Annotated in this window: 23 protein-coding genes, 1 pseudogene and 1 riboswitch; of the genes and pseudogenes, 11 read left to right on the forward strand and 13 right to left on the reverse strand. The window is 72.9% G+C overall.

What is annotated here, in order from left to right:
* Positions 1–94 precede the first annotated feature (94 nt).
* Complete coding sequence (locus ABIC52_RS08725) at positions 95–610, reverse strand: ArsR/SmtB family transcription factor (RefSeq protein WP_126890920.1); 516 nt, start codon at positions 608–610, stop codon at positions 95–97.
* A gap of 72 nt (positions 611–682) precedes the next feature.
* Between ABIC52_RS08725 and ABIC52_RS08730 the strand changes: the two genes are divergently transcribed.
* Positions 683–2122, forward strand: a complete 1440-nt coding sequence (locus ABIC52_RS08730) for a TrkH family potassium uptake protein (protein WP_126890919.1) — start codon at positions 683–685, stop codon at positions 2120–2122.
* Between the two features lie 52 nt (positions 2123–2174).
* Positions 2175–2831, forward strand: coding sequence for a potassium channel family protein (locus ABIC52_RS08735; RefSeq protein WP_174234693.1), 657 nt, complete (start codon positions 2175–2177; stop codon positions 2829–2831).
* 95 nt (positions 2832–2926) lie between these two features.
* Here the strand turns inward: ABIC52_RS08735 and proC are convergent, their stop codons facing one another.
* Positions 2927–3757, reverse strand: coding sequence for a pyrroline-5-carboxylate reductase (proC, locus tag ABIC52_RS08740; protein WP_354027101.1), 831 nt, complete (start codon positions 3755–3757; stop codon positions 2927–2929).
* A gap of 94 nt (positions 3758–3851) precedes the next feature.
* On the opposite strand from proC, the gene ABIC52_RS08745 reads away from it, so the two are divergent.
* Positions 3852–4808 (forward strand): cation diffusion facilitator family transporter, encoded by a 957-nt coding sequence (locus ABIC52_RS08745; RefSeq protein WP_354027102.1) that lies wholly within the window; start codon positions 3852–3854, stop codon positions 4806–4808.
* Between the two features lie 109 nt (positions 4809–4917).
* On the opposite strand, the gene ABIC52_RS08750 is transcribed toward ABIC52_RS08745, so the two are convergent.
* On the reverse strand, positions 4918–5349 hold the full coding sequence (locus ABIC52_RS08750; protein ID WP_354027127.1) for a nucleoside deaminase: 432 nt from the start codon (positions 5347–5349) through the stop codon (positions 4918–4920).
* 75 nt (positions 5350–5424) lie between these two features.
* On the opposite strand from ABIC52_RS08750, the gene upp reads away from it, so the two are divergent.
* The 6 genes from upp to ABIC52_RS08780 all read left to right on the forward strand — a co-directional run bounded on the left by upp (position 5425) and on the right by ABIC52_RS08780 (position 11720).
* On the forward strand, positions 5425–6060 hold the full coding sequence (upp, locus tag ABIC52_RS08755; RefSeq protein WP_126890916.1) for a uracil phosphoribosyltransferase: 636 nt from the start codon (positions 5425–5427) through the stop codon (positions 6058–6060).
* A gap of 586 nt (positions 6061–6646) precedes the next feature.
* Complete coding sequence (locus ABIC52_RS08760) at positions 6647–7417, forward strand: winged helix-turn-helix domain-containing protein (protein ID WP_126890915.1); 771 nt, start codon at positions 6647–6649, stop codon at positions 7415–7417.
* Between the two features lie 281 nt (positions 7418–7698).
* Positions 7699–8199, forward strand: a complete 501-nt coding sequence (locus ABIC52_RS08765; protein WP_126890914.1) for a MarR family winged helix-turn-helix transcriptional regulator — start codon at positions 7699–7701, stop codon at positions 8197–8199.
* Positions 8196–9545 carry a cryptochrome/photolyase family protein gene (locus ABIC52_RS08770; protein ID WP_354027103.1) on the forward strand — a complete coding sequence of 450 codons (1350 nt, stop codon included), beginning with the start codon at positions 8196–8198 and terminating at the stop codon, positions 9543–9545. Before ABIC52_RS08765 ends, ABIC52_RS08770 begins: the two co-directional genes overlap by 4 nt.
* The gene (locus tag ABIC52_RS08775) at positions 9542–11056 is read left to right on the forward strand and encodes a serine hydrolase domain-containing protein (RefSeq protein ID WP_354027104.1); all 1515 of its coding nucleotides are present in this window, start codon (positions 9542–9544) and stop codon (positions 11054–11056) included. Before ABIC52_RS08770 ends, ABIC52_RS08775 begins: the two co-directional genes overlap by 4 nt.
* 91 nt (positions 11057–11147) lie before the next feature.
* A complete protein-coding gene (locus tag ABIC52_RS08780) occupies positions 11148–11720 on the forward strand; it encodes a hypothetical protein (protein WP_126890911.1) in 573 nt (190 codons plus the stop codon).
* A 92-nt stretch (positions 11721–11812) separates the two neighbouring features.
* Here the strand turns inward: ABIC52_RS08780 and ABIC52_RS08785 are convergent, their stop codons facing one another.
* The 5 genes from ABIC52_RS08785 to ABIC52_RS08805 all read right to left on the reverse strand — a co-directional run bounded on the left by ABIC52_RS08785 (position 11813) and on the right by ABIC52_RS08805 (position 17925).
* A complete protein-coding gene (locus tag ABIC52_RS08785; protein ID WP_058725055.1) occupies positions 11813–12427 on the reverse strand; it encodes a superoxide dismutase in 615 nt (204 codons plus the stop codon).
* A gap of 45 nt (positions 12428–12472) precedes the next feature.
* Positions 12473–12982: a flavin reductase family protein gene (locus tag ABIC52_RS08790; RefSeq protein WP_126890910.1), complete on the reverse strand. Its 510-nt coding sequence runs from the start codon at positions 12980–12982 to the stop codon at positions 12473–12475.
* A 130-nt stretch (positions 12983–13112) separates the two neighbouring features.
* The gene (locus ABIC52_RS08795) at positions 13113–14636 is read right to left on the reverse strand and encodes an MFS transporter (protein ID WP_354027105.1); all 1524 of its coding nucleotides are present in this window, start codon (positions 14634–14636) and stop codon (positions 13113–13115) included.
* 224 nt (positions 14637–14860) lie between these two features.
* Positions 14861–15883 carry a LacI family DNA-binding transcriptional regulator gene (locus ABIC52_RS08800; RefSeq protein ID WP_354027106.1) on the reverse strand — a complete coding sequence of 341 codons (1023 nt, stop codon included), beginning with the start codon at positions 15881–15883 and terminating at the stop codon, positions 14861–14863.
* On the reverse strand, positions 15862–17925 hold the full coding sequence (locus ABIC52_RS08805; protein WP_354027107.1) for an aldo/keto reductase: 2064 nt from the start codon (positions 17923–17925) through the stop codon (positions 15862–15864). The genes ABIC52_RS08800 and ABIC52_RS08805 overlap by 22 nt, the downstream gene beginning before the upstream one ends.
* Positions 17926–18061: 136 nt before the next feature.
* Between ABIC52_RS08805 and ABIC52_RS08810 the strand changes: the two genes are divergently transcribed.
* Positions 18062–18616: a TetR family transcriptional regulator gene (locus ABIC52_RS08810; protein ID WP_209678596.1), complete on the forward strand. Its 555-nt coding sequence runs from the start codon at positions 18062–18064 to the stop codon at positions 18614–18616.
* A gap of 91 nt (positions 18617–18707) precedes the next feature.
* Positions 18708–18878, forward strand: coding sequence for a hypothetical protein (locus tag ABIC52_RS08815; RefSeq protein ID WP_153257430.1), 171 nt, complete (start codon positions 18708–18710; stop codon positions 18876–18878).
* 169 nt (positions 18879–19047) lie between these two features.
* Here the strand turns inward: ABIC52_RS08815 and ribH are convergent, their stop codons facing one another.
* The 5 genes and pseudogenes from ribH to ABIC52_RS08840 all read right to left on the reverse strand — a co-directional run bounded on the left by ribH (position 19048) and on the right by ABIC52_RS08840 (position 25037).
* Positions 19048–19527, reverse strand: coding sequence for a 6,7-dimethyl-8-ribityllumazine synthase (ribH, locus tag ABIC52_RS08820; protein WP_126890906.1), 480 nt, complete (start codon positions 19525–19527; stop codon positions 19048–19050).
* A 20-nt stretch (positions 19528–19547) separates the two neighbouring features.
* Positions 19548–20219, reverse strand: a pseudogene (ribB, locus tag ABIC52_RS08825) (3,4-dihydroxy-2-butanone-4-phosphate synthase); the annotation flags it as partial.
* Positions 20216–20857 carry a riboflavin synthase gene (locus ABIC52_RS08830; RefSeq protein ID WP_126890904.1) on the reverse strand — a complete coding sequence of 214 codons (642 nt, stop codon included), beginning with the start codon at positions 20855–20857 and terminating at the stop codon, positions 20216–20218. The gene ABIC52_RS08830 and the pseudogene ribB, both read right to left, overlap by 4 nt.
* A 96-nt stretch (positions 20858–20953) precedes the next feature.
* Positions 20954–21087, reverse strand: a riboswitch (FMN riboswitch).
* Positions 21088–21267: 180 nt separating this feature from the next.
* Positions 21268–23712 carry a bifunctional lysylphosphatidylglycerol flippase/synthetase MprF gene (locus ABIC52_RS08835; RefSeq protein WP_354027108.1) on the reverse strand — a complete coding sequence of 815 codons (2445 nt, stop codon included), beginning with the start codon at positions 23710–23712 and terminating at the stop codon, positions 21268–21270.
* On the reverse strand, positions 23709–25037 hold the full coding sequence (locus ABIC52_RS08840; RefSeq protein ID WP_354027109.1) for an alpha/beta hydrolase: 1329 nt from the start codon (positions 25035–25037) through the stop codon (positions 23709–23711). Before ABIC52_RS08840 ends, ABIC52_RS08835 begins: the two co-directional genes overlap by 4 nt.
* Positions 25038–25188 lie beyond the last annotated feature (151 nt).

The raw sequence follows: 25188 nt of genomic DNA on the forward strand, positions 1-25188 counted from the left end.
GCGGGGTCGGTGTGACCTGTGTGGTCAAGGGCGAGTGTAGGGGCGCGTGGGACCGCGTGTCCAGGAGACTCCGAGCGGACGCTCGACCGAGCGCTCAGTCGTCCTCGCCCCGGCCCCTGAAGCGCTTCCGACCGCGGTCGACGACCCGCTCCCACCCCTGCTGCGCGCCCGTGAACGCAGCCGTCGCCCGGTGTGACGCCTCGGCCATCACGCGGCCGAGCTCGGTGCCGACCTCGACCGTCGACCGGCCTGCCGTCCCGGTGCGCCGCACCGACACCGGCTGTCCGTCGAGCGTCCACGCCGTCGTGGCCGGGGTCCCGTCGGCGTCCACCGCGCCGGTGAACGGCACCACCCAGTCCTCGAGCCGCACCAGGGGTTCCGGGTCGAGCCGGTAGAAGCGGTGCTGCCCCTCCTCGCGGCTCGTCACCAGTCCGTGGTCACGCAGGACGCGGAGGTGCTTCGAGACGGTGGGCTGGCTCACGCCGATCTTCTCGACGAGCTGACCGACGCTGAGCTCGCCACCGGTGGCGTCCGACCCGTAGGCCGTCAGCAGTGCCCCGAGCAGCTCGCGCCGGGTGGGGTCCGCCACGACGGTGAAGATGTCGGCCATGGGGCAAGGCTAGTCGGACGACCACGCATGTACCATGTCCGCTGACCTGCCCCACGGCTCCGGAGGCGCCCGATGCTCGACCGCACCGAGCCGCTCGACCGGCACGCGCCGGTGAGCGACGTGCGGCGGCGGTGGAACAGCGTGCTCGACGTCCTCCGGGCATCCCCGTCGCGGCTCGCGATCCTCGTCTTCGTCGCGCTGATCCTCATCTTCACGAGCCTGTTCATGACCCCGTGGGCGGCGGCGGACCGATCCCCGACGCACTTCGCGGACGCCCTGTTCACCGCCGCGTCGGTCGTCTGCGTCACCGGGCTCTCCACCGTCGACATGGCCACGCACTGGTCGGTGTTCGGCAAGGTGCTCATCGTCGTCGGCACGCAGATCGGCGCGGTCGGCGTGCTCACCTTCGCCTCGATCCTCGGGCTCGTGGTGACGCGGCGGCTCGGTCTGCGCGCGAAGCTCATCGCCGCGGGCGACTCGAACCCGCTCCGGACGCACTCCGGTGCGGTTCCCGAGGGCCAGGCCGTGCGCCTCGGCGAGGTCGGCACGCTGCTCCTGACGGTCGCCGTCAGCACCCTGACCATCGAGGTCGCCATCGGCGTGCTGATCCTGCCGTCGGTCCTCGCCGCGGGGTACCCGTTCTGGACGGCGGTCGGCGACGCCTTCTACTACTCGGCCATGGCGTTCACCAACACCGGCTTCTCACCGAACGCCGACGGACTCGCCCCCTTCGCGAACGACTACTGGTTCCTCTCCCTGCTCATGGTCGCGGTCGTCGCCGGGTCGATCGGCTTCCCGGTGATCCGCGCGGTGACGAAGCAGTTCCGCACGCCGCGCCGGTGGCCGATCCACGTCAAGCTGACCCTGACCACGAGCGCCGTGCTGCTCGTGCTCGGCGCCGTCGTCTACACCGCGCTCGAGGCCTCGAACCCCCGGACGCTCGGGGACGCCGGGGCGGGACACACGGCGTTCCAGGCGCTCTTCTTCTCGACGATGACCCGCTCCGGCGGCTTCGCGACCATCGACGTCCAGCAGATGCACGGCGCGAGCCTGCTCGTCACCGACATGCTCATGTTCATCGGCGGTGGGTCGGCGTCGACGGCGGGCGGCATCAAGGTGACGACGCTCGCCGTGCTGTTCCTGGCCGCCGTCGCCGAGGCCCGTGGCCGTCGCAGCATGGAGGCATTCGGCCGGCGCATCCCGAGCGACGTGCTGCGCGTCGCGGTCGCCGTCGTGCTGTGGGGAGCGACGATCGTCGCCGTCATGACGGTCGTCCTGCTGCAGATCACCGGCGACTCGCTCGACCGGGTGCTCTTCGAGGTGATCTCGGCGTTCGCCACGTGCGGCCTGAGCTCCGGGATCTCCGCCGAGCTCCCCGAGGCGGGCAAGTACGTGCTCGCCGCCACGATGTTCCTGGGTCGGGTCGGTACAGTGACCATCGCCGCCGCCCTGGCCGCCAGCCAGAGCCGGCAGCTGTTCCGCCGTCCCGAGGAGAGGCCGATCGTTGGCTGACCGCCGCGTCGCACGCGCCGAGCGCCGTGCACCCCACCCCGTCACCGGTGCCGTGAGCCACGACGCGCCCGTGCTCGTCCTCGGTCTCGGCCGCTTCGGTGCGGCCACCGCAGGACAGCTCGAGCGGCAGCACCGCGAGGTGCTCGTCGTCGACACGGACGCCTCGCTCGTGCAGAAGTGGTCGGACCGGGTCACGCACGCCGTGCAGGCCGACGCCACCGACATCGACGCCCTGCGACAGATCGGCGCGCAGGACTTCGCGATCGCCGTGGTCGCCGTGGGCTCGCACCTCGAGTCGAGCGTGCTCATCACGTCGAACCTGGTCGACCTCGGCATCCCGCAGATCTGGGCGAAGGCCGTCAGCCGCTCGCACGGCACGATCCTGTCCCGCATCGGCGCCAACCACGTCGTCTACCCGGAGCGCGAGGCCGGCGAGCGCACGGCGCACCTGGTCTCCGGCCGGATGCTCGACTTCATCGAGTTCGACGACGACTTCGCCGTCGTCAAGATGTTCCCGCCGCGGGCGGTCCGCGGCAAGGACCTCGCCACCACCGTGATCCGCACCCGGCACGGCCTGACCGTCCTCGGCATCAAGTCGCCGGGCAGGGCGTTCGTGCCGGCGACGCCGGACAGCGTCATCGGCGAGGACGACGTGATCATCGTCTCGGGGACCGAGACGGACCTGGAGCGGTTCGCCGCGCTCGAGTAGCGACCCGGCGGCGGACGGGAGGCCCGTGGCGACGCCGCCACGGGCCTCCCGTCCGGCTCCCGGTCACGTCGGACCGACCGGTGCGGCACGCGCGGTCAGGACGCGGCGATCTCCTCGGCCCGCGCGATCGCGGCGTGCGACGCACGCGTGAACGTCCCGGCCAGGTCGGCGTCCTGCAGGACGGCGACGGCGCGCTCGGTGGTGCCCTTCGGGCTGGTGACCGCACGGCGCAGGTCCGCGGGCTCGCGGCCGGACGCGGCGAGCAGCTCGACAGCACCCCGCACCGTCGCCTGCACCATCGTCGCGGCCTGCTCGGCCGTGAAGCCGAGCGCCTCGGCCGCCTGCTGCCACTGCTCGACGAGCAGGAAGACGTACGCGGGTCCCGATCCGGAGACGGCGGACAGGGCGTCGAGCTGCGACTCGGGGACCTCGATGACCTGCCCGGACGCGGCGAAGACGCTCGATGCGAGGGCGATCGCACCGGCGTCCGCCGTGGTCCCCGCGCTGACACCGGTGACTCCGTGGCCGACGCCGATCGGGGTGTTCGGCAGCGCCCGCACGACACGGACCCCGGCGGGCACCCGGGCCTCCATCGACGCGAGCGTGGTGCCGACGGCGACGCTCACGACCACCGCACCGGGGTGCAGGGACGCGGCGACCTCGTCGAGGACCTCGCCGACCAGGTACGGCTTCACCCCGAGCACGACCAGTCCGGCGCCGCGGACCGCCGCGCGGTTCGCGTCCGGGTCGGTCTCGGTCGCCGTGGCGTCGAGGCCCCGCGCCCGCCACGCCGCCGCCGACTCCTCGGACCGCGTCGTGAGGGTGACGGTCGTCGGGTCGAGTCCCGCGGCGAGCAGGCCCTCGAGGACGCTGCCGGACATGGAGCCGACGCCGAGCATGGCGGTACGGGGCAGTTCGATCGTCATGGTCCCGACCCTACCCAGCGCCCGCGCCTAGGATCGGTCCGTCAGGGGCCGCCCGGGGTGCGGGCCCGGTGCACCGCAGGGAGAAGGGACGTCCGTGAGCGCTTCGGGAGGCACGAGGGCCATCGTCGCCGCGCTGGCCGCCAACGTCGGCATCGCGATCGTGAAGTTCGTCGCGGCCGCGATCAGCGGGTCGGCCGCCATGCTCGCGGAGGGCGTGCACTCCCTCGCCGACTCGGCGAACCAGCTCCTGCTCCTGCTCGGCGGACGCCGTGCCCGCCGCGCAGCCGACCAGGAGCACCCGTTCGGCCACGGCCGCGAGCGGTACGTGTACGCGTTCGTCGTCTCGATCATCCTCTTCACCATCGGCGGCGTGTTCTCGCTGTACGAGGGCATCGAGAAGCTCGCCGACCCGCACCCGATCGCGAACTGGTGGCTCCCCGTCGCCGTGCTCGTCGTCGCGATCGGGCTCGAGGGCTTCTCGCTCCGCACCGCCCTGCGGGAGGCCCGTCCGCACAAGGGCTCGCAGTCGTGGGTGCAGTTCGTGCGCCGGGCGAAGGCGCCGGAGCTCCCCGTCGTCATGCTCGAGGACAGCGCGGCTCTGACCGGCCTCGTGTTCGCGCTGTTCGGCGTCGGGGTCACCGTGGTCACCGGCAACGGGGTGTTCGACGCGATCGGCACCATCCTCATCGCCCTGCTGCTCATCGCGGTCGCGGTCGTGCTCGGCATCGAGACGAAGAGCCTGCTCGTCGGCGAGGGTGCGAGCGCCGCCGACGTCGAGCGCATCACCGCGGCCGTGCTCGACGGCCCCGAGGTCGACTCGATCGTGCACCTCAAGACGCTGTACCTTGGGCCGGACGAGCTCATGGTCGGCATGAAGGTCGCGGTCGACGGCGACCGACGCCTCGGCGACGTCGCCGCCGGCATCGACACGGTCGAGCAGCGCATCCGCGACGCGGTCCCGATCGCGCGGGTCATCTACGTCGAGCCGGACGTCCTCCGGACCGGTCCGCGGCCGCCCACCGAGGCGATCGTCATCCGCGCCGCCGACTGAGCGCCGGCTCGTCAGCGGTGCCGTGTCAGCGCGGCCGCCTCAGCGCAGCCGCGTCAGCACCGCCGCGTCAGCACCGCCGCGTCAGCGCAGCCGCGTCAGCGCAGCCGCGTCAGCGGCGCTCATGGAAGAACGCGTCGAGCAGGTCGGCGCAGGCCTGCTCACGCACACCCCCGACGACCTCGGCACGGTGCGGCAACCGCCGGTCCCGCGCGATGTCGTAGACACTGCCGCTCGCCCCGGCCTTCGGGTCCCAGGCCCCGAACACGATCCGCGGCACCCGTGCGGCGAGTGCGGCTCCCGCGCACATCGGGCACGGCTCGAGCGTGACGACCAGGGTGTGCCCGGCGAGGTGCCAGTCCCCCGTCACCTCGGCCGCCGCCCGCAGCGCGAGCACCTCGGCGTGCGCCGTGGGGTCCTGCCGGGCCTCGCGCTCGTTCCGGCCGACCGCGACGACCTCGCCCGCTGCGTCCAGGACGACGGCCCCGACCGGCACGTCCCCCGTCGACAGACAGGCACGCGCTTCGTCGAGTGCGCGGTCCATCGCCGCGGTGAACGGTCGTCCGGCTGGGTGCTCCACGCGTCGATCCTGCCCCATCGGCACGGTACGCTCGACACCATGCGAGTCCACGTCGCCGACCACCCGCTCATCACCCACAAGCTCTCGGTGCTCCGCGACCGGACCACACCCTCCCCGACCTTCCGCGCGCTGACCGAGGAGCTCGTCACGCTCCTCGCGTACGAGGCCACGCGGAACGTCCGGGTCACGGCCACGCCGATCGACACGCCCGTGGCCCACACGATGGGTGTCGCCATCGCGAAGCCCCGTCCGCTCGTCGTGCCGATCCTGCGCGCCGGGCTCGGCATGCTCGAGGGCATGGTCAAGCTCGTCCCCACCGCCGAGGTCGGCTTCCTCGGCATGGCCCGCAACGAGGACACGCTCGAGCCGCAGACCTACGCGGAGCGTCTGCCCGACGACCTGTCCGGCCGGCAGTGCTTCGTGCTCGACCCGATGCTCGCGACCGGTGGCACGCTGGCCGCCGCGATCGACTTCCTGTTCGACCGCGGTGCGGAAGAGGTCACGTGCGTCTGCATCCTCGGTGCACCCGAGGGCCTGGCCGCCGTCGAGCGGGCCGTCGGCGACCGAAACGTCAGCATCGTCCTCGGCGCGCTCGACGAGAAGCTCGACGAGAACGGCTACATCGTCCCGGGCCTCGGCGACGCCGGCGACCGCCTCTACGGCCTGGCCGAGTAGCACCCGCTCCCCCCGACGCCCCCGTCGACACGGCTCCGGCCGTGCCGGCGGGGGCGTCTCGCGTCCGCGGCGTCCCGCGCACCGCGCCCGGTCCACCTGTCGACGGACGGGAGGCGCGTGGCGGGCCCGCAGCGCGCTTGCCGTCCGGCAGCCGGTCCCGCCGGAAGGACCGCCTGTCCACTCCCGTCACCGTCCGCGCGGACGGTTGACAGCGCCTTGGTATACCGCCGATACTCGTCCCATGACTGCAACCGTGTCCTCCCGAGTCCTCTCCGAGGCCCAGGAGAACGCCGGCATCATGCTGCCGGCGTCGGCGGTCATGCGTTGTCGAATGTGTGCCTGATCGGTACCCGTTCCAGCCGGATCCCCCGCGACACCACCCCGGTCGCGCGCGTGTGATCCCCGGGTGACAGCACCTCGACGACGCCGCGGCAGCAGGCTCCGTCGGACCGCCCGTCACCCGTACCTCCCGGGAGGCCCCGGTCCACCGCAGGACCGCTGGGCGACACGGCGATCAGCCGTACCCGGACCGACGCACTCGACACCGCACGGTGCACCGCACCGCAGCCCCGCCCGGAGAACCGCCATGTCGCTCACGATCCCCCAGCCCCGAACCGCCCTCCGCCCCGCCACCACCGTGCCCACCGACCTCGGCACGGTCACGCCGATCCGTCCGCGTCGCACGCCCGTCGCACCGCCGGTCCCGAGCGGGATCCCGACCAGCCCGGTCGTCGCACCGCAGCGGAACCGTGCGCTGCCGGAGGGCACCGAGGCACGCGGCTTCGCGCTCTACGTCGGCATCGACGAGGCCGCCGCCGCTGCCGCCGGCACGACCCTCGCGGCCGTGGTCGAGCAGCTGAAGGCCCTCACCGCCCAGCTCGTGCCGTCGTCCGAGACCTACGCGGCCGTCGCCGTCGCCGCCGAGGGCTCCGGTGGCCGTGACGTCGACGTCGTCCGGCTCGCGCTGCAGGACCGCTCGGCGGTGGCCGCCCGCAAGCAGGCCGAGAAGCCCGAGCCCGAGGAGACCGGCGTCGTCATCGACATCTCACGGAAGCGCGTGACGCTCGACGGCGAGGCTGCTCCCCTGACGTACAAGGAGTTCGAGCTCCTGCAGTTCCTCGTGCTGCGCGAGGGCCAGACCGTCGACCGCGCCGCGATCATCGAGGGCCTGTGGTCCGACGACGAGGACGAGACCCCGAACGAGCGCACCATCGACGTGCACGTGCGACGGCTGCGCTCGAAGCTCGGCGCGTTCGAGGAGATCGTGCGGACCGTGCGCGGTGTCGGCTACCGCTTCGATCGGCACGCCGACGTGGCGGTGCGCTACGCCTCGACGCCGTCCCCCGACCTCTTCTGATCCACTCCGGGGACGTTCGGTGAACTCGCAGCGAACGAGTCCCGGACAGGCTGGCGCGCCGTTACCTCGCCGTTATACAGTCGTTCGTGCAGGCAGTGTTTGCTGTGGCACCGTCTGCGGAATGTGATTGCAGGACACTCTTGGTGCAAGGGAGAGGGCCGGTCGCTCAGAAGGCGACCGGCCCTCGTCACGTCCCGGCCGGCACTCCGTCCCCGACCCGAGTCCGGCGTCGCACGCCGTCGGTAGTGTGGGTTGACCGTACGACCGGAGGGACGACGACCGTGGACGACGCACGCCGCAGCGACAAGGCGACCGCCGTCGCGGCATGGGAGGCCCTGTTCCGGGCGCAGGTGACCGTGATGCGCGCACTCAACGCCGACTTCCCGGGCGGTGAGATCTCCTTCAACGAGTACGACGTCTGCTTCAACCTCTCGACGCAGCCCGGACGACGCTGCCGCATGCGCGACCTGACCGGGCACCTGCTCCTGACGCAGCCGAGCGTGAGCCGCCTGGTGGACCGCCTGGCCTCGCGGGGCATCGTCGAGAAGCAGCCGGACCCGTCCGATGCGCGCGGCGTGATCGTCGCCCTCACGGCGCACGGCTTCGACGTCTACCGCTCGGTCGCCGTGCAGCACGCGCAGACCATCGCCGACCAGGTCGGTGCGGGGCTGGACGACGACGAACTCCGCACCCTGACGGAGCTCTGCACGAAGCTGCGCACCGCAGCCGGGGCCGCAGCGACCGACCGTCGTCCCCGCGCGACCCAGGCGGTGTCCGCGTGAGCGGCGCACTGGTCTGGCTGCGCGAGGACCTCCGGCTCGCGGACAACCCCGCACTGCGTGCGGCGATCGACCACGGCGGACCGGTCACGGTCGTCGTCGTGCTCGACGAGGAGTCGCCGGGCATCCGCCCCGTCGGCGCCGCCAGCCGCTGGTGGCTCCACCACTCGCTCGCCGCCCTCGACGCCGAACTGCGGGACCGCGACTCGCGGCTCGTCCTGCGCCGCGGCGGTGCTGCGCGGGTGCTCCCCGAGCTCGTCGCGCAAGCCGACGCCGACGCTGTCTACTGGAACCGGCGGTACGGCAGGGTCGAGCGCGACCTCGACGCGGGCATCAAGAGCGCCCTGACCGACGCCGGCACCGAGGCGCACAGCTTCGCGGCGAACCTGCTCTGGGAACCCTGGACGGTCCTCACCGGGCAGGGCGAGCCGTTCAAGGTCTTCACCCCGTTCTGGCGTGCGGCGCAGGCGATGCCCGAGCCGCGGCACCCGCTGCCGGAGCCGCGCGACCTGCCGGCGCCGGCGGACGTCGACTCCGACGACCTCGACGACTGGGCCCTGCTGCCGACGAAGCCCGACTGGGCCGGTGGACTCCGCGACGCGTGGGAGCCCGGCGAGGCGGGTGCGCACCGGAAGCTCGAGCAGTTCGTGCACGACGCGCTCGAGGACTACGACCAGCGCGACGAGCCCGCGATGGCTGCCACCAGTGACCTGTCCCCGCACCTGCGCTGGGGCGAGGTCAGCCCCTACCAGGTGTGGCACCGCCTGCACGGCGAGCTCGAGCCCGAGCAGCGCCGCCAGGCCCCGGCGTTCCTCCGCCAGCTCGCGTGGCGGGAGTTCAACTGGAACGAGTACTTCCACTGCGACGACATCGCCACCGTCAACGTGCGTCGGGAGTTCGACGCGTTCCCGTGGCGTGACGTCGACGAGGACGAGCTCGACCGCTGGCGCCACGGCCGGACCGGTTTCGACCTCGTCGACGCCGGCATGCGGGAGCTCTGGCACTCGGGGGCGATGCACAACCGCGTCCGGTTGGCGGCGGCGAGCTTCCTCGTGAAGAACCTGCTCGTCGACTGGCGCATCGGCGAGCAGTGGTTCTGGGACACCCTGGTGGACGCCGACCCGGCGAACAACGCGGGCAACTGGCAGTGGGTGGCGGGCTCCGGCTTCGACGCCGCGCCGTACTTCCGTGTGTTCAACCCCGACCGGCAGATGGAGCGCTTCGACCCGCACAAGGAGTACGTGCGCCGCTGGGTGCCCGCGGACGAGGAGCGTCCGGATCCGATGGTCGACCTCAAGGCCTCGCGGCAGCGCGCGCTGGACGCCTACGACCGGATGCGTCGGGCATGACGCCCTCGACCGAGGTCCTCGCCGAGGTCGACGCCCTGTTCGCCGCGCGCATCGCCGACGGGGTGGCCCCGAGCAGCGTGTGGGGCGTGTTCGACCGGCACGGTCTGGTCGCCACCGGCGGGCACGGCGACCGTGGTGACGGCCGCGCGCCCGACGCCGACACGGTGTACCGGATCGCCTCGTGCACGAAGAGCGTGACGGCCGCGACGCTGCTGACCCTGGTTGCCGACGGTCGGGTCGCCCTCGACGACCCGATCACGAGGTCCGTCCCGGCCTTCGCCGAGGTCGACCTGCCGTCGCCCGACTCGCCGGTGCCGACCCTCCGGATGCTCCTGACGATGTCCGGCGGGCTGCCGACCGACGACCCGTGGGCGGACCGGCAGGAGTCGATCGACGACGACGCGTTCGACGCCGTGCTCCGAGCGGGACTGCTGTTCGACTCCGTGCCCGGCACCCGCTTCGCCTACTCGAACACCGGGTACGCACTGCTCGGCCGCGCGATCGCACACGCCGCCGGCGCGCCGTACACCCGGGCGGTGTCGGACCGCGTGCTCCGGCCGCTCGGGCTCACGGACACCGTGTTCAGCGCCGCCGAGGCGCGCGGCTTCGTCGTCACCGGTCAGCGCGACGACGACGGGGCGTGGACCCCGCAGCCGATGACCGGGCCTGGTGCCTTCTCGCCGATCGGCGGACTCTTCTCGACGGTGCGTGACCTGGCGCGCTGGGCGCGGTTCCTCGCCTCGGCGTCCACCACCGCCCCCGAGGACGAGCCGGTCTCCCCCGCCGACCGCCGCGCGATGCAGCAGGCGATGCGGATCGTGCCGCCCGCGGTGGTGCCCACGGCGACGCGACCGACGGCGTACGGATTCGGGCTGTTCGTGGAACAGGACGACCGCGCCGGCGAGATCGTCTCGCACTCCGGCGGCTACCCGGGGTTCTCCGCGCACGTCCGGTGGTCGACGGAGCACGGCCTCGGGGTGGTCGCGTTCGAGAACGCCACGCAGGCGAAGGTGTCGGCGCCGGCCGAACGGGCGCTCGACCTGCTGCTCGGCGAGGCACTCGATGCCCGGGCGACCGCAACGAGCGCGACGGCGACCGACACGAGCACCACCGCGACCGCGACGAGCGCGACGGCAGCGGCACCGGGCCTCCGTCGGACCACGGCGGCCACGCACACCGCGCGGCAGGCCGTCACCACGCTGCTGCGGGCGTGGGCGGACCCGGCCGTCGACGACGACACCGCAGCAGACCTCGGCGCGGCCGTCTGCACGCCGAACGTCCCCCTCGACCGGCCGTGGGTCGCCCGGCGCCGCGCTGTGGTCGAGGGAGCACGGGCCGTCGGTGCCGACCTCGCCGCCGCTCCGGTGGACGAGCTGTCCGCGGTGCCGTCGCACCTCCGCTGGTGGGTCCCGGGCAGCGCCGGACGCCTGCGCGTCGAGATCCGGCTCGCCCCGCTCGCGGCTGGCCGTGTGCAGACCCTGACGGTCACACCGGAGCACGCCGAGCAGTGACTTCGGGCGCGCGGGAAGGTGATCCGCTAACATTTCAGGTGATCGTGTCCGCACGGTCGCCGACCGATCACTCGACCCCGCCGGAGACACCATGCCCAGGAGACCCGACCCGACCCTGAAGCCCGCCATCGTCGCGAAGGTCGCCCGGCACCTGCAGGACACCAAGCTCGAGGACGCCTCGGTCCGGAGCCTCGGCCGCGTGCTCGGCACGAGTGCGTACCCGATCGTGTACCACTTCGGCTCGCGCGAGGCGCTGATCGACGCCGTCGTGGACCACCTCTCCGCCGCGCACGACCGCTCGCTGGACCCGACCACCGACCCGTGCGGACTCACCGAGCACCTGCTCGCGGTCTTCGGCGGACTCGACACCCCGGAACGGCGCCTCGCGGCCCGACTGACGTTCGAGCTCGGGTGCGTCGAGGGGCTCGACGGCCGCGACCGTCAGCTGCGGCTGCACCGTCGCCGGGTCGACGAGCTCGCGGCGTGGTGCCGCGCACACGGTCGGTGCGAGGCGGACGCGGACCGGACCGCACGCGCCGCGGTGGCTGCGGCTCGCGGCGCCCAGTGGAGTGCCCTCGTCGACCCGGACCGGTCGGACGTCGACGGCGCGTTGCGCGCGGTCGCGCAGGACCTCGCGTCGGCCGTCCGCCTCGCCGCCGCCTGACCGCGGTCCCGCCACGACGGACGGGAGGCGCGGTGCCAGCCGGCACCGCGCCTCCCGTCCGTCAGCCGGTCACCACGTGACCGGCAGCCGCGTCACAGGGTGACGAACGACTGCGACTTGGCGTTCGCGAAGCGAGCCGCGACGTTCTCCCAGTCGACGATGTTCCACACGGCCTTGACGTAGTCCGCCTTGACGTTGAGGTAGTCGAGGTAGAACGCGTGCTCCCACATGTCGAGCATGAAGATCGGCACGACGCCCAGCGGCACGTTGGCCTGCTGGTCGAAGAGCTGGAACGTGGTGAGCTTCTGGCCGACCTGGTCCCACGCGAGCACCGACCAGCCGGAGCCCTGGATGCCCGTGGCGACGGCGGTGAACTGGGCCTGGAACTTCTCGAACGAGCCGAAGAACTCGTCGATGGCGGCGGCGAGCTCACCCTCGGGGACCTTCGTGTCCGGGCCGAGGTTGGTCCAGAAGATCGAGTGGTTGACGTGGCCACCGAGGTTGAACGCGAGGTCCTTCTCGAGCTTGTTCACGTTCGCCAGGTTGCCCGACTCGCGGGCCTCGGCGAGCTGCTCGAGCGCGGTGTTCGCACCCGTGACGTAGGTCTGGTGGTGCTTGTCGTGGTGCAGCTGCATGATCTTGCCGCTGATGTGCGGCTCGAGCGCTGCGTAGTCGTACGGCAGCTCCGGCAGGGTGTACTCAGCCATCTGAGGTCCTTTCGATCGGTGGTTGGCGGAACGGTGCTCCGCGGCTCACGAGAGCCGGGAACGGTCGGAGAGGGAGTGGAATTCCCGGTTGTGGTAGACCAGCGGCTCGCCGCGGTCGGTCCCGGTGGCGATGTCGAGCACCTCGGCCACGACGACCGTCGACGAGCCGATCTCGGTCGTCGAGCGGGGGCGGCAGCGCAGCGCGGTCGCGGCGGCGGGCAGGTACCGCTCACCGGTCGGCAGCGTGCCCCACATCGGGTCGTCGGCGGCAGGGCTGCCGGTCGCGGCGAACCGCTTGGCGAGGCCGACGCTGAGCGAGTCGACGAGGTGCACCACGAAGACGTCGGCGCCGAGCACGACACCGGCCGAGCCGGACTTCGTCGAGAGCGAGAAGACGAGGACGGGCGGGTCGACCGCGACGCTCGCGACGCTCGAGGCGGTCAGGCCCGTCGGACCGTCGGGCCCGTCGGCGGTGATGACCGCGACACCGGCGGGGTGTCCGCGGAAGGCGGCCTTGTACGCGTCGGCGATGGTGGCCGGGGTGTCGTCGGGCATGGCAGTCGTGGTGTTCCTCCGGGTGGGTCCGGCCGCGGCTGCGCGGCCACCTCCCAACGTAGGACCTCGACCGGGGTTCCGGTCAGCGATTCCCAGGTTCGTCCGATCCCGGGCGCGCCGGACGACCGGCTCAGGCGCGCTTGAGCATCACGACCGAGGCGGCCGCCGCGACGAGCATGAGCGCCGCCGCCACCGCGCCGGTGATCGTCACACCGGAGTCGAACGCGGCACGAGCGCTGTCGAGCAGTGCCTGCCCGGCGGTGCCACCGAGGTCCGCCGCCGCCGACACCGCGCCGCCGAGGGTCTCCTGCGCAGCCGTCCGCGCCGAGCCGGCGAGGGCGTCCGGCACCACCACGTGCGTCCGGTACGCGGTCGCCAGGATCGTCCCGAGCACGGCGGTGCCGAGCACGGCACCGATCTCGTACGCGGTCTCGGACACGGCCGACGCCGCACCGGCCTTGTCCGCGGGCGCCGTCGAGATGATGAGGTCGTTGGTGACGGTCTCCGAGGCACCGATGCCGATGCCGAGCAGCACGAACGCGAACGCCAGCGCGACGATCGACGCGTGGTGCCCCAGGACCGAGACCATCGCGTACGCGGCGGCCGAGAACGTCAGGGAGACGGCGACGACCCACCGCGGGGCGACCCGGGCGACGATCGGCACGACGACGAGTCCGGCGACGATGGTGAGCACCGATCCGGGCACGAGCACCAGGCCGGACGTGAACGGGTCGAGCCCGGCGACCAGCTGCAGGTGCTGCGCGATGAAGAACAGGAACCCGGTGAGCGAGAACATCGCCGCCATGTTCATGAGCACGCTGCCCGTGAACGCGGTGCTCCGGAAGAGCCGGAGGTCGAGCATCGGGGTGCGGGAGCGGAGCTGCCGGCGGATGAAGGCGATGCCGCAGAGCACGCCGACCGCGAGGGCCGCGATCGCGAAGCCGCGTTCCTCCGGGTGCACGACCGACTTGATCGCCCAGGCGGTCGGGGCGAGGGTGCCGAGCGACAGGAGCATGCTCGGGACGTCCACCGGGCCGGGCTGCGGGTCGCGCGACTCCGGCACGGTGAACGGCACGGCCACGAGCATGACGACGAGGATCGGCACCGCGACGAGGAACACCGCACCCCAGTGGAAGTGCGCGAGCAGCACACCGCCGACGAGCGGGCCGAGCGCGTTGCCGGCCGCGAACATCGTCGACCAGACGGCGAGCGCCATCCGCCGCTCCCCCGCGTCGACGAAGACGTTGCGGATGATCGACAGCGTGGCGGGCATGAGCATCGCCCCGAAGACGCCCATCACGGCGCGGGCGGCCACGAGCATCCAGGCTTCGGTCGCGAAGGCCGCGGCGACGGAGAGCAGCGCGAAGCCGGTCGCGCCGACGACGAGGATGCGCCGACGCCCGATGCGGTCGCCGATGCTGCCCATCACGACGAGCAGACCGGCGAGCACGAGCGGGTAGGCGTCGACGATCCAGAGCTGGGTCGTCGCGCTCGGGTCGAGGGCGCGCGCGATGGTCGGCAGCGCGAAGCTCAGCACGGTGTTGTCGACGGAGATGAGCAGCACCGGGAGCATCAGCACGGCGAGTGCCGCGAACCGTCGGGCGCGGCTGCCGGTGACGGCGGTGGCGACGGGGCTGGTGAGCAGAGCGGACACGGTGACTCCCTGGGGAACGAGCCGGACCAGGTCGACGGCGGACACTTTCGGTGGGGCAGACGAGACGGGACGCGGAAGTGGTCACGCGCCCCGTCAGGACTCCGTGAGTGTACCGTCTGGACGGTTGTGGTTGCAAGTGCAACCAACGGCCGGACGGGAGGCCCGTGGCGGCGTCGCGACGGGCCTCCCGTCCGGCTGCGCTCCCCCCGACGGGCCGGGGCCGCTCAGGCGGACTCGCGCACCAGCAACCGGTGGCGCACCGTGCGCTGCACGGTCGGGCCGGAGCGCGGCAGGTCGCCGGCGAGCATTCCGGTGGCCAGGTCGAGGGCCTCGCGCGCGACGGCGTCGAGGTCCACCGCGAGGGTCGTGAGGGTCGGGGCGACCAGCGTGCCGAGCGCGAGGCCGTCGACACCGACCACGCGTACGTCCCCCGGCACGTCGGCCCCGGCGCGTCGGCAGGCGCCCAGGACCCCGAGTGCCATGAGGTCGTTGAAGGCGAGCACCGCGTCGACGCGACGGAACCGCTCGAGTGCCCTCGTCGTCATCGCCGCGCCGAACTCCGAGGTCGGGGCCTCGGCGATCGCGATCTCGGGCAGGTACCCGCGCCGCCGGAGGGCCTCGAGCATGAGCCGACCACGACCGCTCGGTCGACCGGTGTCCGACGCGTCGACGATCACCGGGTGCCGGACGCCCGTGTCCACCAGGTGGTCGGCGAGGTCCTCGACGGCCTGGGTCGGGTCGATCCGGACGGCCCCGCGGAGCACCTCGCCCGCGGGATCGAGCTCCACCACCGGGACGGACCCCAGGTGCTCGACGAGCTCGGCTGCCCGGGCACCGAGGTAGCCGATCACCACGTCCGTCTGCACCCCGAGCGCCCGGACCGCACGGTCGGAGTCGCCGGCGAGTCCGGCGTCGGCGAGCATGACGTCCCACCCGCGCCCGGCGGCGAGCCGGAGCACCGCGGCCGCGAGCTCCGGCGAGTAGGGGTTCCGCAGGTCGTCGACGACGAGCCCGAGCTGCCGGTCCCCGCCCGTGACGAGTCCCCGGCCGAAGCGCGACGGACGGTAGTCGAGCGCCGCGGCCGCCGCGAGCACGCGCTCCTTCGTCGCCGGGCTGATGCCGTACAGGCCGTTCACGGCCCGGGTGACCGTCTGGCGGGAGACCCCGGCCGCGGCCGCGACGTCGTGGATCGTGGCGCGGGCCGGGGTCGGGCCGACGGTGCGGCTCAGGCGCGCAGGTCCAGCCACGCCACCTGCTCCGGGCTGAGCTCCACGGACAGCCCCGTCATCGAGGACCGTGCCTCGGCGATCGTGCGCGGTCCGAAGAGCGGGAAGGTCGGGAACGGCTGGTGCAGCACGTACGCCAGGGCGATCGCCGTCGCCGGGACGCCGTACTGCTCGCCGAGCTCCCGCGCGCGACGGAGGCGCTCGAAGTTGTCGTCCGAGTAGTAGCAACGCACCAGCTCGGCGTCGCTCGTGTCGTCCGGTGCGGCGCGACCCGTGAAGAACCCGCGGGCCTGCGACGACCACGGCAGCAGCGGGACCTGGCGCTCCTCGAGCCAGCGCTTCGACGCCGGGTCGGTCGCGTGCTCGCAGCCGTCCCACGGCACGTCGTACGCCTCGGCCAGGCCGAAGTGGTTGCTGAGGACCTCGAAGCCGTGCTTGCCGTTCGCCGTCGCGTAGGCGTTCGCCTCGTCGAAGCGCGCCGGGGTCCAGTTCGATCCGCCGAAGACGCGGATCCGGCCGGCACGGCGGTGCTCGTCGAGGACGTCGATGAACTCCCCGACGGGGACGTCCGGGTTGTCGCGGTGCATCATGTAGATGTCCGCGTGGTCGGTGCCCTGGCGCTCCAGGCTCTCCAGCAGCTGCCGGGTCAACGACTCCGGGTCGCAGTACGGGGTGTGCGCACCCTTCGTGATGACGACCACGTCGTCGCGGATGCCGCGGTTCTGGATCCACCGGCCGAGCCGCCCCTCGAGCACCCCGCCGCCGTAGATGTACCCGGTGTCGAAGACGTTGCCGCCCTGCTCGACGAACATGTCGAAGATCGCGCTCGCGTGGGCGAGGTCGGGCTGGTTGTCGACGCCCATCACCAGGCGGGACATGCGCTTGCCGACGCCGGGGACCTCGCCGTAGCGCATCGGGGCGTCGTCGCGGACGCGCAGGGGTCGCCCGCTCACCGTCGGGACGTCGGCGGTCTCGGCCTCGAACGGGTAGCGCAGGCCGATCGCGGCGCGCCAGCGGTCGAGGGTGCGGGCGGTGGCGAGGGTCTCGTCGAGGGTCATCTGCGCAGCCTCGACCGCGCCCGACGCCAGCGCCGCCGTGGTCGCGTCGGCCTCGAGGGCGTAGGGCTGCGCGCCGGCGAAGGACAGCGTGCGGGGGTCCTCGTCGACGGTGTGCACGGTGATGCTCGGGTCGGCCGACAGCGTCCACGGGTCGGTCAGCACGATGCGCCCGCGGGTGCCGTGCACGGTGACGGTGTTCTCGTCCTGCACGCGGACGCCGGTACGGACGCTCGCGGTGGTGCCGTCGCGGTACGTCAGGTGCGCGACCGTCCACTCGTCGACGCCGGTCGGCCCGAGGGTGCCGGTGGCGGTGAGCTCGACGGGCTCGGCGACGGCGACGCCCGTGGCGGCCTGCACGACCGCGGCGGCCATGGTCACCGGGTACCCGCCGACGTCGAGGATCCCACCGCCGGCGGTGGCGACGTCGAACAGCCGACCGCTGCGCTCCCCGCTGCGGAACGCGAAGGACGCGTCGACGTGCACGACGTCACCCACGACGCCCTCGCGCACGAGGTCGAGCAGGGCCGCGGTCTGCGGGTGGAAGCGGTACATGTACGCCTCGACCAGCGGCAGTCCGGCCTGGCGTGCCGCGTCGACCAGGGCCATCGCGGTGCCGTGGTTCGGCGCGAGGGGCTTCTCGCAGAGCACGGCCTTGCCGGCGTCGAGGGCGCGGAGCACCAGGTCGGCGTGGCCGGTGTGCACGGTCGACACGTACACCGCGTCGACGGCGGCGTCGGCGAGCACGGCGTCGTACTCCCCTGCACGGACGTCGGGGAAGCCGTGGTCGACGGCCTCGTCGGCGAACGCCTGCGCTCGGTCGGTCGACGAGCTCCCGGCGGCCACGAGGGTGCCGGTGCTCGCGGGCAGCTGGGAGAGGAAGCGGCGGGCGATGCCGCCCGGGCCGAGGACGGCCCAACCCGCTGCGGTCGGGGCCGAGGTCGTCGAGCCGTCCGTCCCGGTGCGGTCGTCGGGCGTGCTGGCGGGGGTCGCGGTCTGCGCTGACATGCGGATCCTGTTCGTGTCGTGAACCTTCACGGTCACGGCGACGCTAGCCGCGCGGATGCTGCCGGACAAGCCGTTCGTGAACGTTCACGGAACACCGCGGTCGTCACGGTCCGGACGGTTCCCTAGACTCGTCCGCATGGCAAGTGCCCGAGACCGTGTCCTGGACAGCTTCGTCGCCATCGTGTGCGAGGAGGGCGAGCGTCCGGCGACCCTCGACGCCGTCGCCGCGCGGGCCGGTGTCTCGAAGGGCGGACTGCTCTACCACTTCGGGTCGAAGGCCGCCCTGGTCGAGGGACTCTGCGAGCGGCTGTCCGACCTGTCCGCCATCGACGTGGACCGCATGCGCGACGCCGAGGACGGTGCCGCGCGGTACTTCGTGCGCAACTGCCTCTACGTCGGCAGCGAGCTCGACCTCGCCCTCCTCGCGGCCAGCCGGCTGCAGCAGGCCGGGTACGAGGAGGCCGGTCGCACCCTGGACGAGACCGAGAACGCGTGGCTGGAGACCCTGGTCGACGCCCTCGGCGACGTCCCCACGGCACAGGCGGTCAAGCTGCTCGGCGACGGGCTCTACCACCAGGCGTCCCTCGGTGCCGCGATCGCGACCGACGTCCGCCCGAACCGCGGCACCGTCGACATGGACGCCCTGCTCGCGGTCGTCGACCGGCTCATCGCGACGCGGCCTGCTGCCTGACCTCGGCGTCTCCCGGCCGTCCGTGAACCGGTCTGCTCCTTCCTGGGGATAGACTGGTCACGATCCACCCGCTCGAACCGGAGGTACCACCGTGGGCCGCGTCATCGCCGCTTTCTTCTCGATCCTGCTGCTGCTGGTGTCGATGTACCTGTTCGGGTTCGCGTTCCAGGTGCAGTCGGGCCAGGCGTTCGTCTTCATGGGCGGCCTCGTCCTCATGAGCCTCTCGTTCTTCCTGCCGATCCACGTCTTCGGCAAGAAGTAACACCAGCCGTACCACGACGGCCCCGCACCTCACGACGAGGTGCGGGGCCGTCGTCGTCCGTGCGGGCGCCACCGTGGGGGTGTCTCCGTCGAACTGTGTCGAACCACGAATCCGACATCGAACCACGCGCTTCGGCTGGTTCGGTGTCGGATTCGTGGTTCGTCGCGGGTCAGGCCATCTGGCGCAGGCTCCGGATCGACACGGCGGTGGCGATCGCGGCGTGCGCGGCCTCGGCGCCCTTGTCCTCCTTCGAGCCGGGCAGACCGGCGCGGTCGATGCCCTGCTGCTCGTCGTCCAGGGTCAGCACGCCGAACCCGACGGGCTTGCCGGTCTCGAGTGCGACGGTCGTCAGGCCGTTCGTCGCAGCGCTCGAGACGTACTCGAAGTGCGGGGTGCCCCCGCGGATGATCACCCCGAGGGCGACGACCGCGTCGAACCCGCTCTCGAGCGCGGCCTTGGCGACGACCGGCAGCTCGAAGCTCCCCGGCACGGGGACAACCTGCGCGGTGGCACCGAGGCGCTGCACCTCGCGCTGGGCTCCGGCAAGGAGACCCCCGGCGATCGTCTCGTGCCACTGCCCGGTCACGATCGCCACCCGGACCCCCGATCCGTCGACGTGGTCGCGCTCGGCGGCTCCTGCTCCGCTCATCGTGTCGTTCCCTCCTGGGGTGCGGACTCCGCCGCCGCCCGGTCTGCCGCGTCGAGCCACTCGACGAGTGCGGCGATGGTGATGACGGGCACGCCCTCGCGCGCCCCGAGTTCGACGAGACCCGGCAGACGCATCATCTCGCCGTCCTCGCCGACGATCTCGCAGATCGCCGCCGCGGGCCGGAGCCCGGCTGCGGTGACCAGTTCGATCGCGGCTTCGGTGTGCCCGGCACGTTCACGGACGCCGCCGGGTCGGGCCCGCAGCGGGACGACGTGTCCCGGGCGGTGCAGGTCGTCACGGACCGAGGTCGGGTCGGCGAGCACCCGCAGCGTGCGTGCCCGGTCGTGTGCGCTGATACCGGTCGTGATCCCGACGGCGGCGTCGACGGTCACGGTGTAGGCGGTCCCGCGGACGTCCTCGTTGTGGGCGACCATCGGTGGGAGGTCGAGCGCGTCGGCGATCTCGGCGCTGACCGGGGCGCAGATGAACCCGGACGAGTGCGCGACCGTCCACGCGACCCACTCCGGGCTGGCCGTCTCGGCGGCCAGGATCACGTCGCCCTCGTTCTCGCGGTGCTCGTCGTCGGCGACGATCACCGGGCGACCCGCGGCGATCGCCGCGACCGCGTCGTCGATGCTCGACAGGCTCGGCCCGGCCGCCTGCTCGGCGTGCGGGACGTCGACGGCGCTCACCGGGCCTCCAGGACGGGCGCGGTGGCTGCGTCGAGGCGGAGCATCCGGCGGACGTGCCGTGCGAGGACGTCGGTCTCGATGTTGACCCGGTCGCCGGGCACACGGGAGCCGAGCGTGGTGGCCTCGAGCGTCTCCGGGATGAGACTGACCTCGAACCAGGCGTCGGAGGGCGGGGTGTCCTCAGCGGAGACCGCACTGACCGTGAGCGAGACGCCGTCGATCGCGACGGACCCCTTGTCGACGACGAGCGGGCTGAGGTCGGGGGCGAGCGAGAACCGGACACGCCGCCAGCCGTCACCGTCGGCGGTCTCGAGCACGGTGGCGGTGCCGTCGACGTGCCCCTGCACGATGTGGCCGCCGAGTCGGTCGCCGACCGAGGCTGCGCGCTCCAGGTTGAGCCGGTCCCCCACGGCGAGCGCTCCGTGCGCGCTCATGTCGAGGGTCTGCTTCATGACGAAGGCGGTGAAGGTCTCGTCGGTCTGCTCGACCACGGTCAGGCACACGCCGCTCGTGGCGATGGAGTCGCCGTGCCGCGCGTCGGCGACGACCTTCGGGCCGCGGACGGTGAGCGCGACGGAGTCGCCGTGCTGCTCGACGGCGGTGACGGTGCCGAGTTCCTCGATGATGCCGGTGAACACTGGTGTCCTCTCAACGGGACTCCGGGGGTGCTCGACGGTCGTCGGCATGGACGGACGGGCCGTGGCACCCCGCGTACGAGGGCACGTCCTGTCCGCCAGCGCTTCCTCCCGTCCGGACTCTCACCGTCGGTCCCGGAGTTCCGCCGGGTCAACATCGGCGGGGTTCGCACCCTGCGTCAGCTCGTGGACTGTCACCACCGGTTCGGACTTGCACCGACCCCGGAGCGCTTGCGTGACTGAAATGATACCCCACACCCCGGACGTCCGTCCGGGGCGTTGCGCCCGGTGACGGAGGTGCGGCCCCGGTGCGGACCACAGGCCGGACGGGAGGCGAGTGGCGGTGGCGCGTCGAGCCTCCCGTCCGCCCCGCGCTGCGACGTGGGACGCTGGCGTCTCGACCATGTCGGGCGTCAGCTCCGGCCGCGCACCAGCGCCACCGCCTGCCGCAGCGACAGGTCCGGCAGGTAGGCCCGCACGACCGCGACCCCGATCGCCGGGAGCGCCACCGGGTCCGGGTAGGCGAGCACGAGCGGGTGCAGCTCGGGCCCGAACTTCGCCTTGAAGCGCAGCAGCGAGCGGAAGCCGTAGACCGGCTCGAGCACGCCGCCGACCAGGTCGAGCAGGTCCTGCACGCCCTCGCCGGCGGGGGCACCCTCGGCGGACTGCGCGAGCGGTGCCGCCGACAGGCTGAGCCGTTCGACACCGTCCTCCCGCATGCGCTGAGCGGCGCTGGCGACGAGGAACTCCATCGTGCCGTTCGGCGCGGCGGCCGTGCGGCGCATGACGTCGAGCGTCCACCCGACGACCCTGCCGGCGCGGTGACTCGGCAGCCAGCTCGTGACGGCGAGGACGGTGCCCTCGGGGTCGAGTGCGACGAGCGTCCGGACGGCAGGGTCCCGCATCTCGTCGACTCCGCCGAGCGTGAAGCCCATCTCGGGCAGCTCCCGCTCGGAGACCCACTCCTCGGAGATCGCCTCGATCTGCCGCACCGTCGCCGGTGGCAGGTCCTGCCACGAGGACCACAGTGCGGTGATGCCCTCGCGGTCCGCCTTGTTCACGGCGGTGCGGACGTCCTGCTTCTTCTTGCCGCTCGTGGTCCAGGTGCGGGGGTCGAGGTCGGCGTCCTCCGCGACCGGCAGCGTCTCCCAGCCCTGCGCGGTGAGCGCGCCGGCAGCCTCGGCGCCGATCCCGTAGAACACGGCCGTCCAGCCGTTGTCGTCGCACCACCGGGCGAAGTCGACCATCGCCGCGTCGCGCGCGTCCGGCCACCCGAACGGACCACCGACCGTCACCGCGACCCGACCGTTGCGGCGGAAGGCCACGCCGGCGCGGCCGTCGTCGCTGAACCAGTACGCGTTGCCCTGCCAGGTCGTCATCCACCCGAAGGTGTCACCGCCGGCTGCCTCGAGCAGCGTCCGGGCGCGGAGCCGGCTCTCGCGCAGCCCGTCGGCGTCCGCGTCGGGTTCCACGGCGCCGGTCGGCCGGACGGCGGCGCCGGCGACGACCAGCCAGAGCACCGGTCCCGCGGCCCCGAGCACGAAGCGCAGTGCGGGGTCGAGGGTGGCCAGCCGGTCCCAGAACACGACGGGTGACAGCGGGCCGAGCGCCGCGACGACGAGCCGCAGCGGGTCCGCGACCGTCTCGCGGGTCGAGGCCGCGGTGACGAGCACGACGGTCGTCACGACGACGAGCGCGCCGAGGACGACGACGGCGAAGGTCACGACGCGTCGGCGTGCCGGCAGGACCGTGAAGGACCGGCGGAGCAGCACGAGCACGAGTGCGGTCGCGAGCGGGACGACGACCGACGCGATCACGGAGACGGTGACCACGAAGCGGTTCTCGGCGCCGTGCAGCTTCGCGGCCCCGGCGGGCAGGAGCCCGTACGTCACCGCGGCCGCGACGGCGAGCACCACGTCGACGACCACCGCGAGCCAGACCGCGAACCGGCTCCCCCGGAACAGCCCGAGTCCGGCGACGAGGAGCACGAGGAGCGGCGCGACCGCGAGCACGAGCGTCCACGGGTCGGTGGCCCGGTACGCCAGGAGTCCCCGGAGGCACTCGCCCGACGCACTGTCCGCGTGGCAGCCGTGGACCGGGGTGACCGGCCCGGTGCCGACGACGGCCGCGAGCGGGGCGAGGAGCCCGACCCGGGCGCGGGAGACGAGCGCGATGACCGGTCCGACCGCGGACACCAGGACCACGGTGCCGAGCAGGACGCGCGTCTCGCGGTGCGAGCTCCGGGTCCACCCGAGCCGGGCGGGGCCGCGACGGAGCAGGTCACCGAGCAGCCAGCCCGCCGCGGTCGCGAGTGCGGCGTAGAGGTCGGAGGCGTGTCCGGCGTAGAGCAGCAGGGCGGCGACGACGGCCACGGCGTTGACGCGGATCCGTCGGCGCCAGAGCGGACCGGCGAAGGCGCTCGCGGTGACGATCGTCCCGACCAGCGCGGTCCAGGGATCGAAGCTCGTGGCGCGTCCGAGCAGCAGGCTCCCGACCTGGCGACCGTCCTGGTCGACGAGCGCGGTCAGGGCGCCGAGGCCCGTGCCGACGACGGTCGTCACGACGAACGCGAGCGCCGTCCTCCGGCCGCCCATGAGTCGCTCCGACGCCCCGACGAGCACGACGATCCCGGCGAGGGTGAGCACGAGTGCCAGCACCCCGGTGGTGACGGCGAAGACCCGGAAGGGCCCGAAGGGCACCGCGTCGAGGGTCCCGGTGCGCCCGACGACGCGGACGACGAGACCCGCGACCGAGGTGAGGAGCACGAGAACGAAGACGACGGCGGTGACCGGGTACCGCCGGACCGACCGCACGACACGCGACCACACGGCGGCCGCTCCTGACCCGATCCTGCTCACAGCGCACCGTCCTGTTGCGGGAGACCGAGGTGTGCCAGGACGACCGGCAGTCCGTGCGCGAGCACGTACCGGACGGTGTTCCAGTCGTGGGCCGATCCCGGCGACACGATGACCTGCGTCTGCATGCCCGCACGGACCGCTGCTGCGTGCAGGGTCTCGGTCGACGCCCGGTAGGGGGCGTCCATCGAACCGTAACCGAAGACGGTGAGGTGGTCGTGGTACTGCCCGTGTGCCGCCATGATCGCGACCGGTGCCGCGGCGCGGTACGCCGCCGTCGACCCGCCGAAGGCCAGCTCGGTGCTCGTGTGCGCGTTGCCCGTCACCGGAGCGAGCTCGCTCGAGATGGCCAGGGCGGAACCGAACACGTCGGGGTGCTCGGTGGAGAACTGCATCGTGCAGGTCGCACCCTGGGAGAACCCGAGGACGCCCCAGGCTCCGGGGCCGGTGGCGACCGGCAGGTGGTGCTCGATCCAGTGCACCGTGTCGGTCATCACGTAGGTCGCGCTCCGGCCGAGGCGTCGGGAGTCGACGCACATCGGGTTGCGGTTCGGCGCCGCCAGCTGGTCCGGCGAGACGACGATCGGTGCGAGGCCGTGGTGCGCGGCGGCGTAGCGGCCGAGGAAGCTCCCGAGGTCGCCGGTCTGGAACATGTCGGCCGGCTGCCCGGGCTGCCCGGAGAGCGCGACGATGACGGGCAGCCGTGGCGGGTCGGCCACCCGTGCGGCCGGCGGGAGCCAGACCACCGCCTTCCGTGCCCGGAAGTGGGACACCGTGCCGGGGATCTTCACGCTGATCGTCTCGCCCGTCGACGGCATGCCGGCCGGGGCGTGCCAGTCCGCCGCGTCCACCTCGAGGTGCGAGCCGGTACCCGCCATCGTCCGCAGGTCCCGTGTCGGGTAGGGGTTGGTGGCCACGGCCTGCTCGATGTTCTTGTAGAACCCGAAGTCCACGTTGACGCCGAGGCCCGCCGACAGCACGAGTGCACCGGCGGCGGCGACGGCGAGGACCCGCGCGAGCCAGCCGCCCTGGACCGCCACCACGAGCAGCAGCACCACACCGGCGAACGCGAAGGCGATCCACATCCGGGTGACGGGGGTGAACTGCACGCCGAAGTCGTCCTGCACGTCGCCGGTCCACCACACCGCGGCGAGGCCCACGGCGGCTCCGACCGCGGCTCCCCCGATGCGCACCGCTGCACGGCGGAGTCGGTGTCGCTCCCGCCGCGGACCGATCAGCACCCATCCGGCGAGGAGGGCTGCGATGACGTACACCGGGACGAGCAGGCTGCTGCCGGTGATCGGGACGCGGAGGAGTTCGTGGAGCACGGGTTCATCGTGGCCCCGCACCGCTGCCGCACAGCCTCGGAAGCGCTTCCACTGCACACAGGTTGGGCACTGATCACTCCCAGGGATGCTCCAGTCGCTCCACAGTGGCACCCGGTCGGTGGACACGGGTCGGAGGGGCGCCGCGGACGAC

The organism is Curtobacterium oceanosedimentum, assembly GCF_040545555.1.
In the GTDB taxonomy this organism is placed as follows: Bacteria; Actinomycetota; Actinomycetes; order Actinomycetales; family Microbacteriaceae; genus Curtobacterium.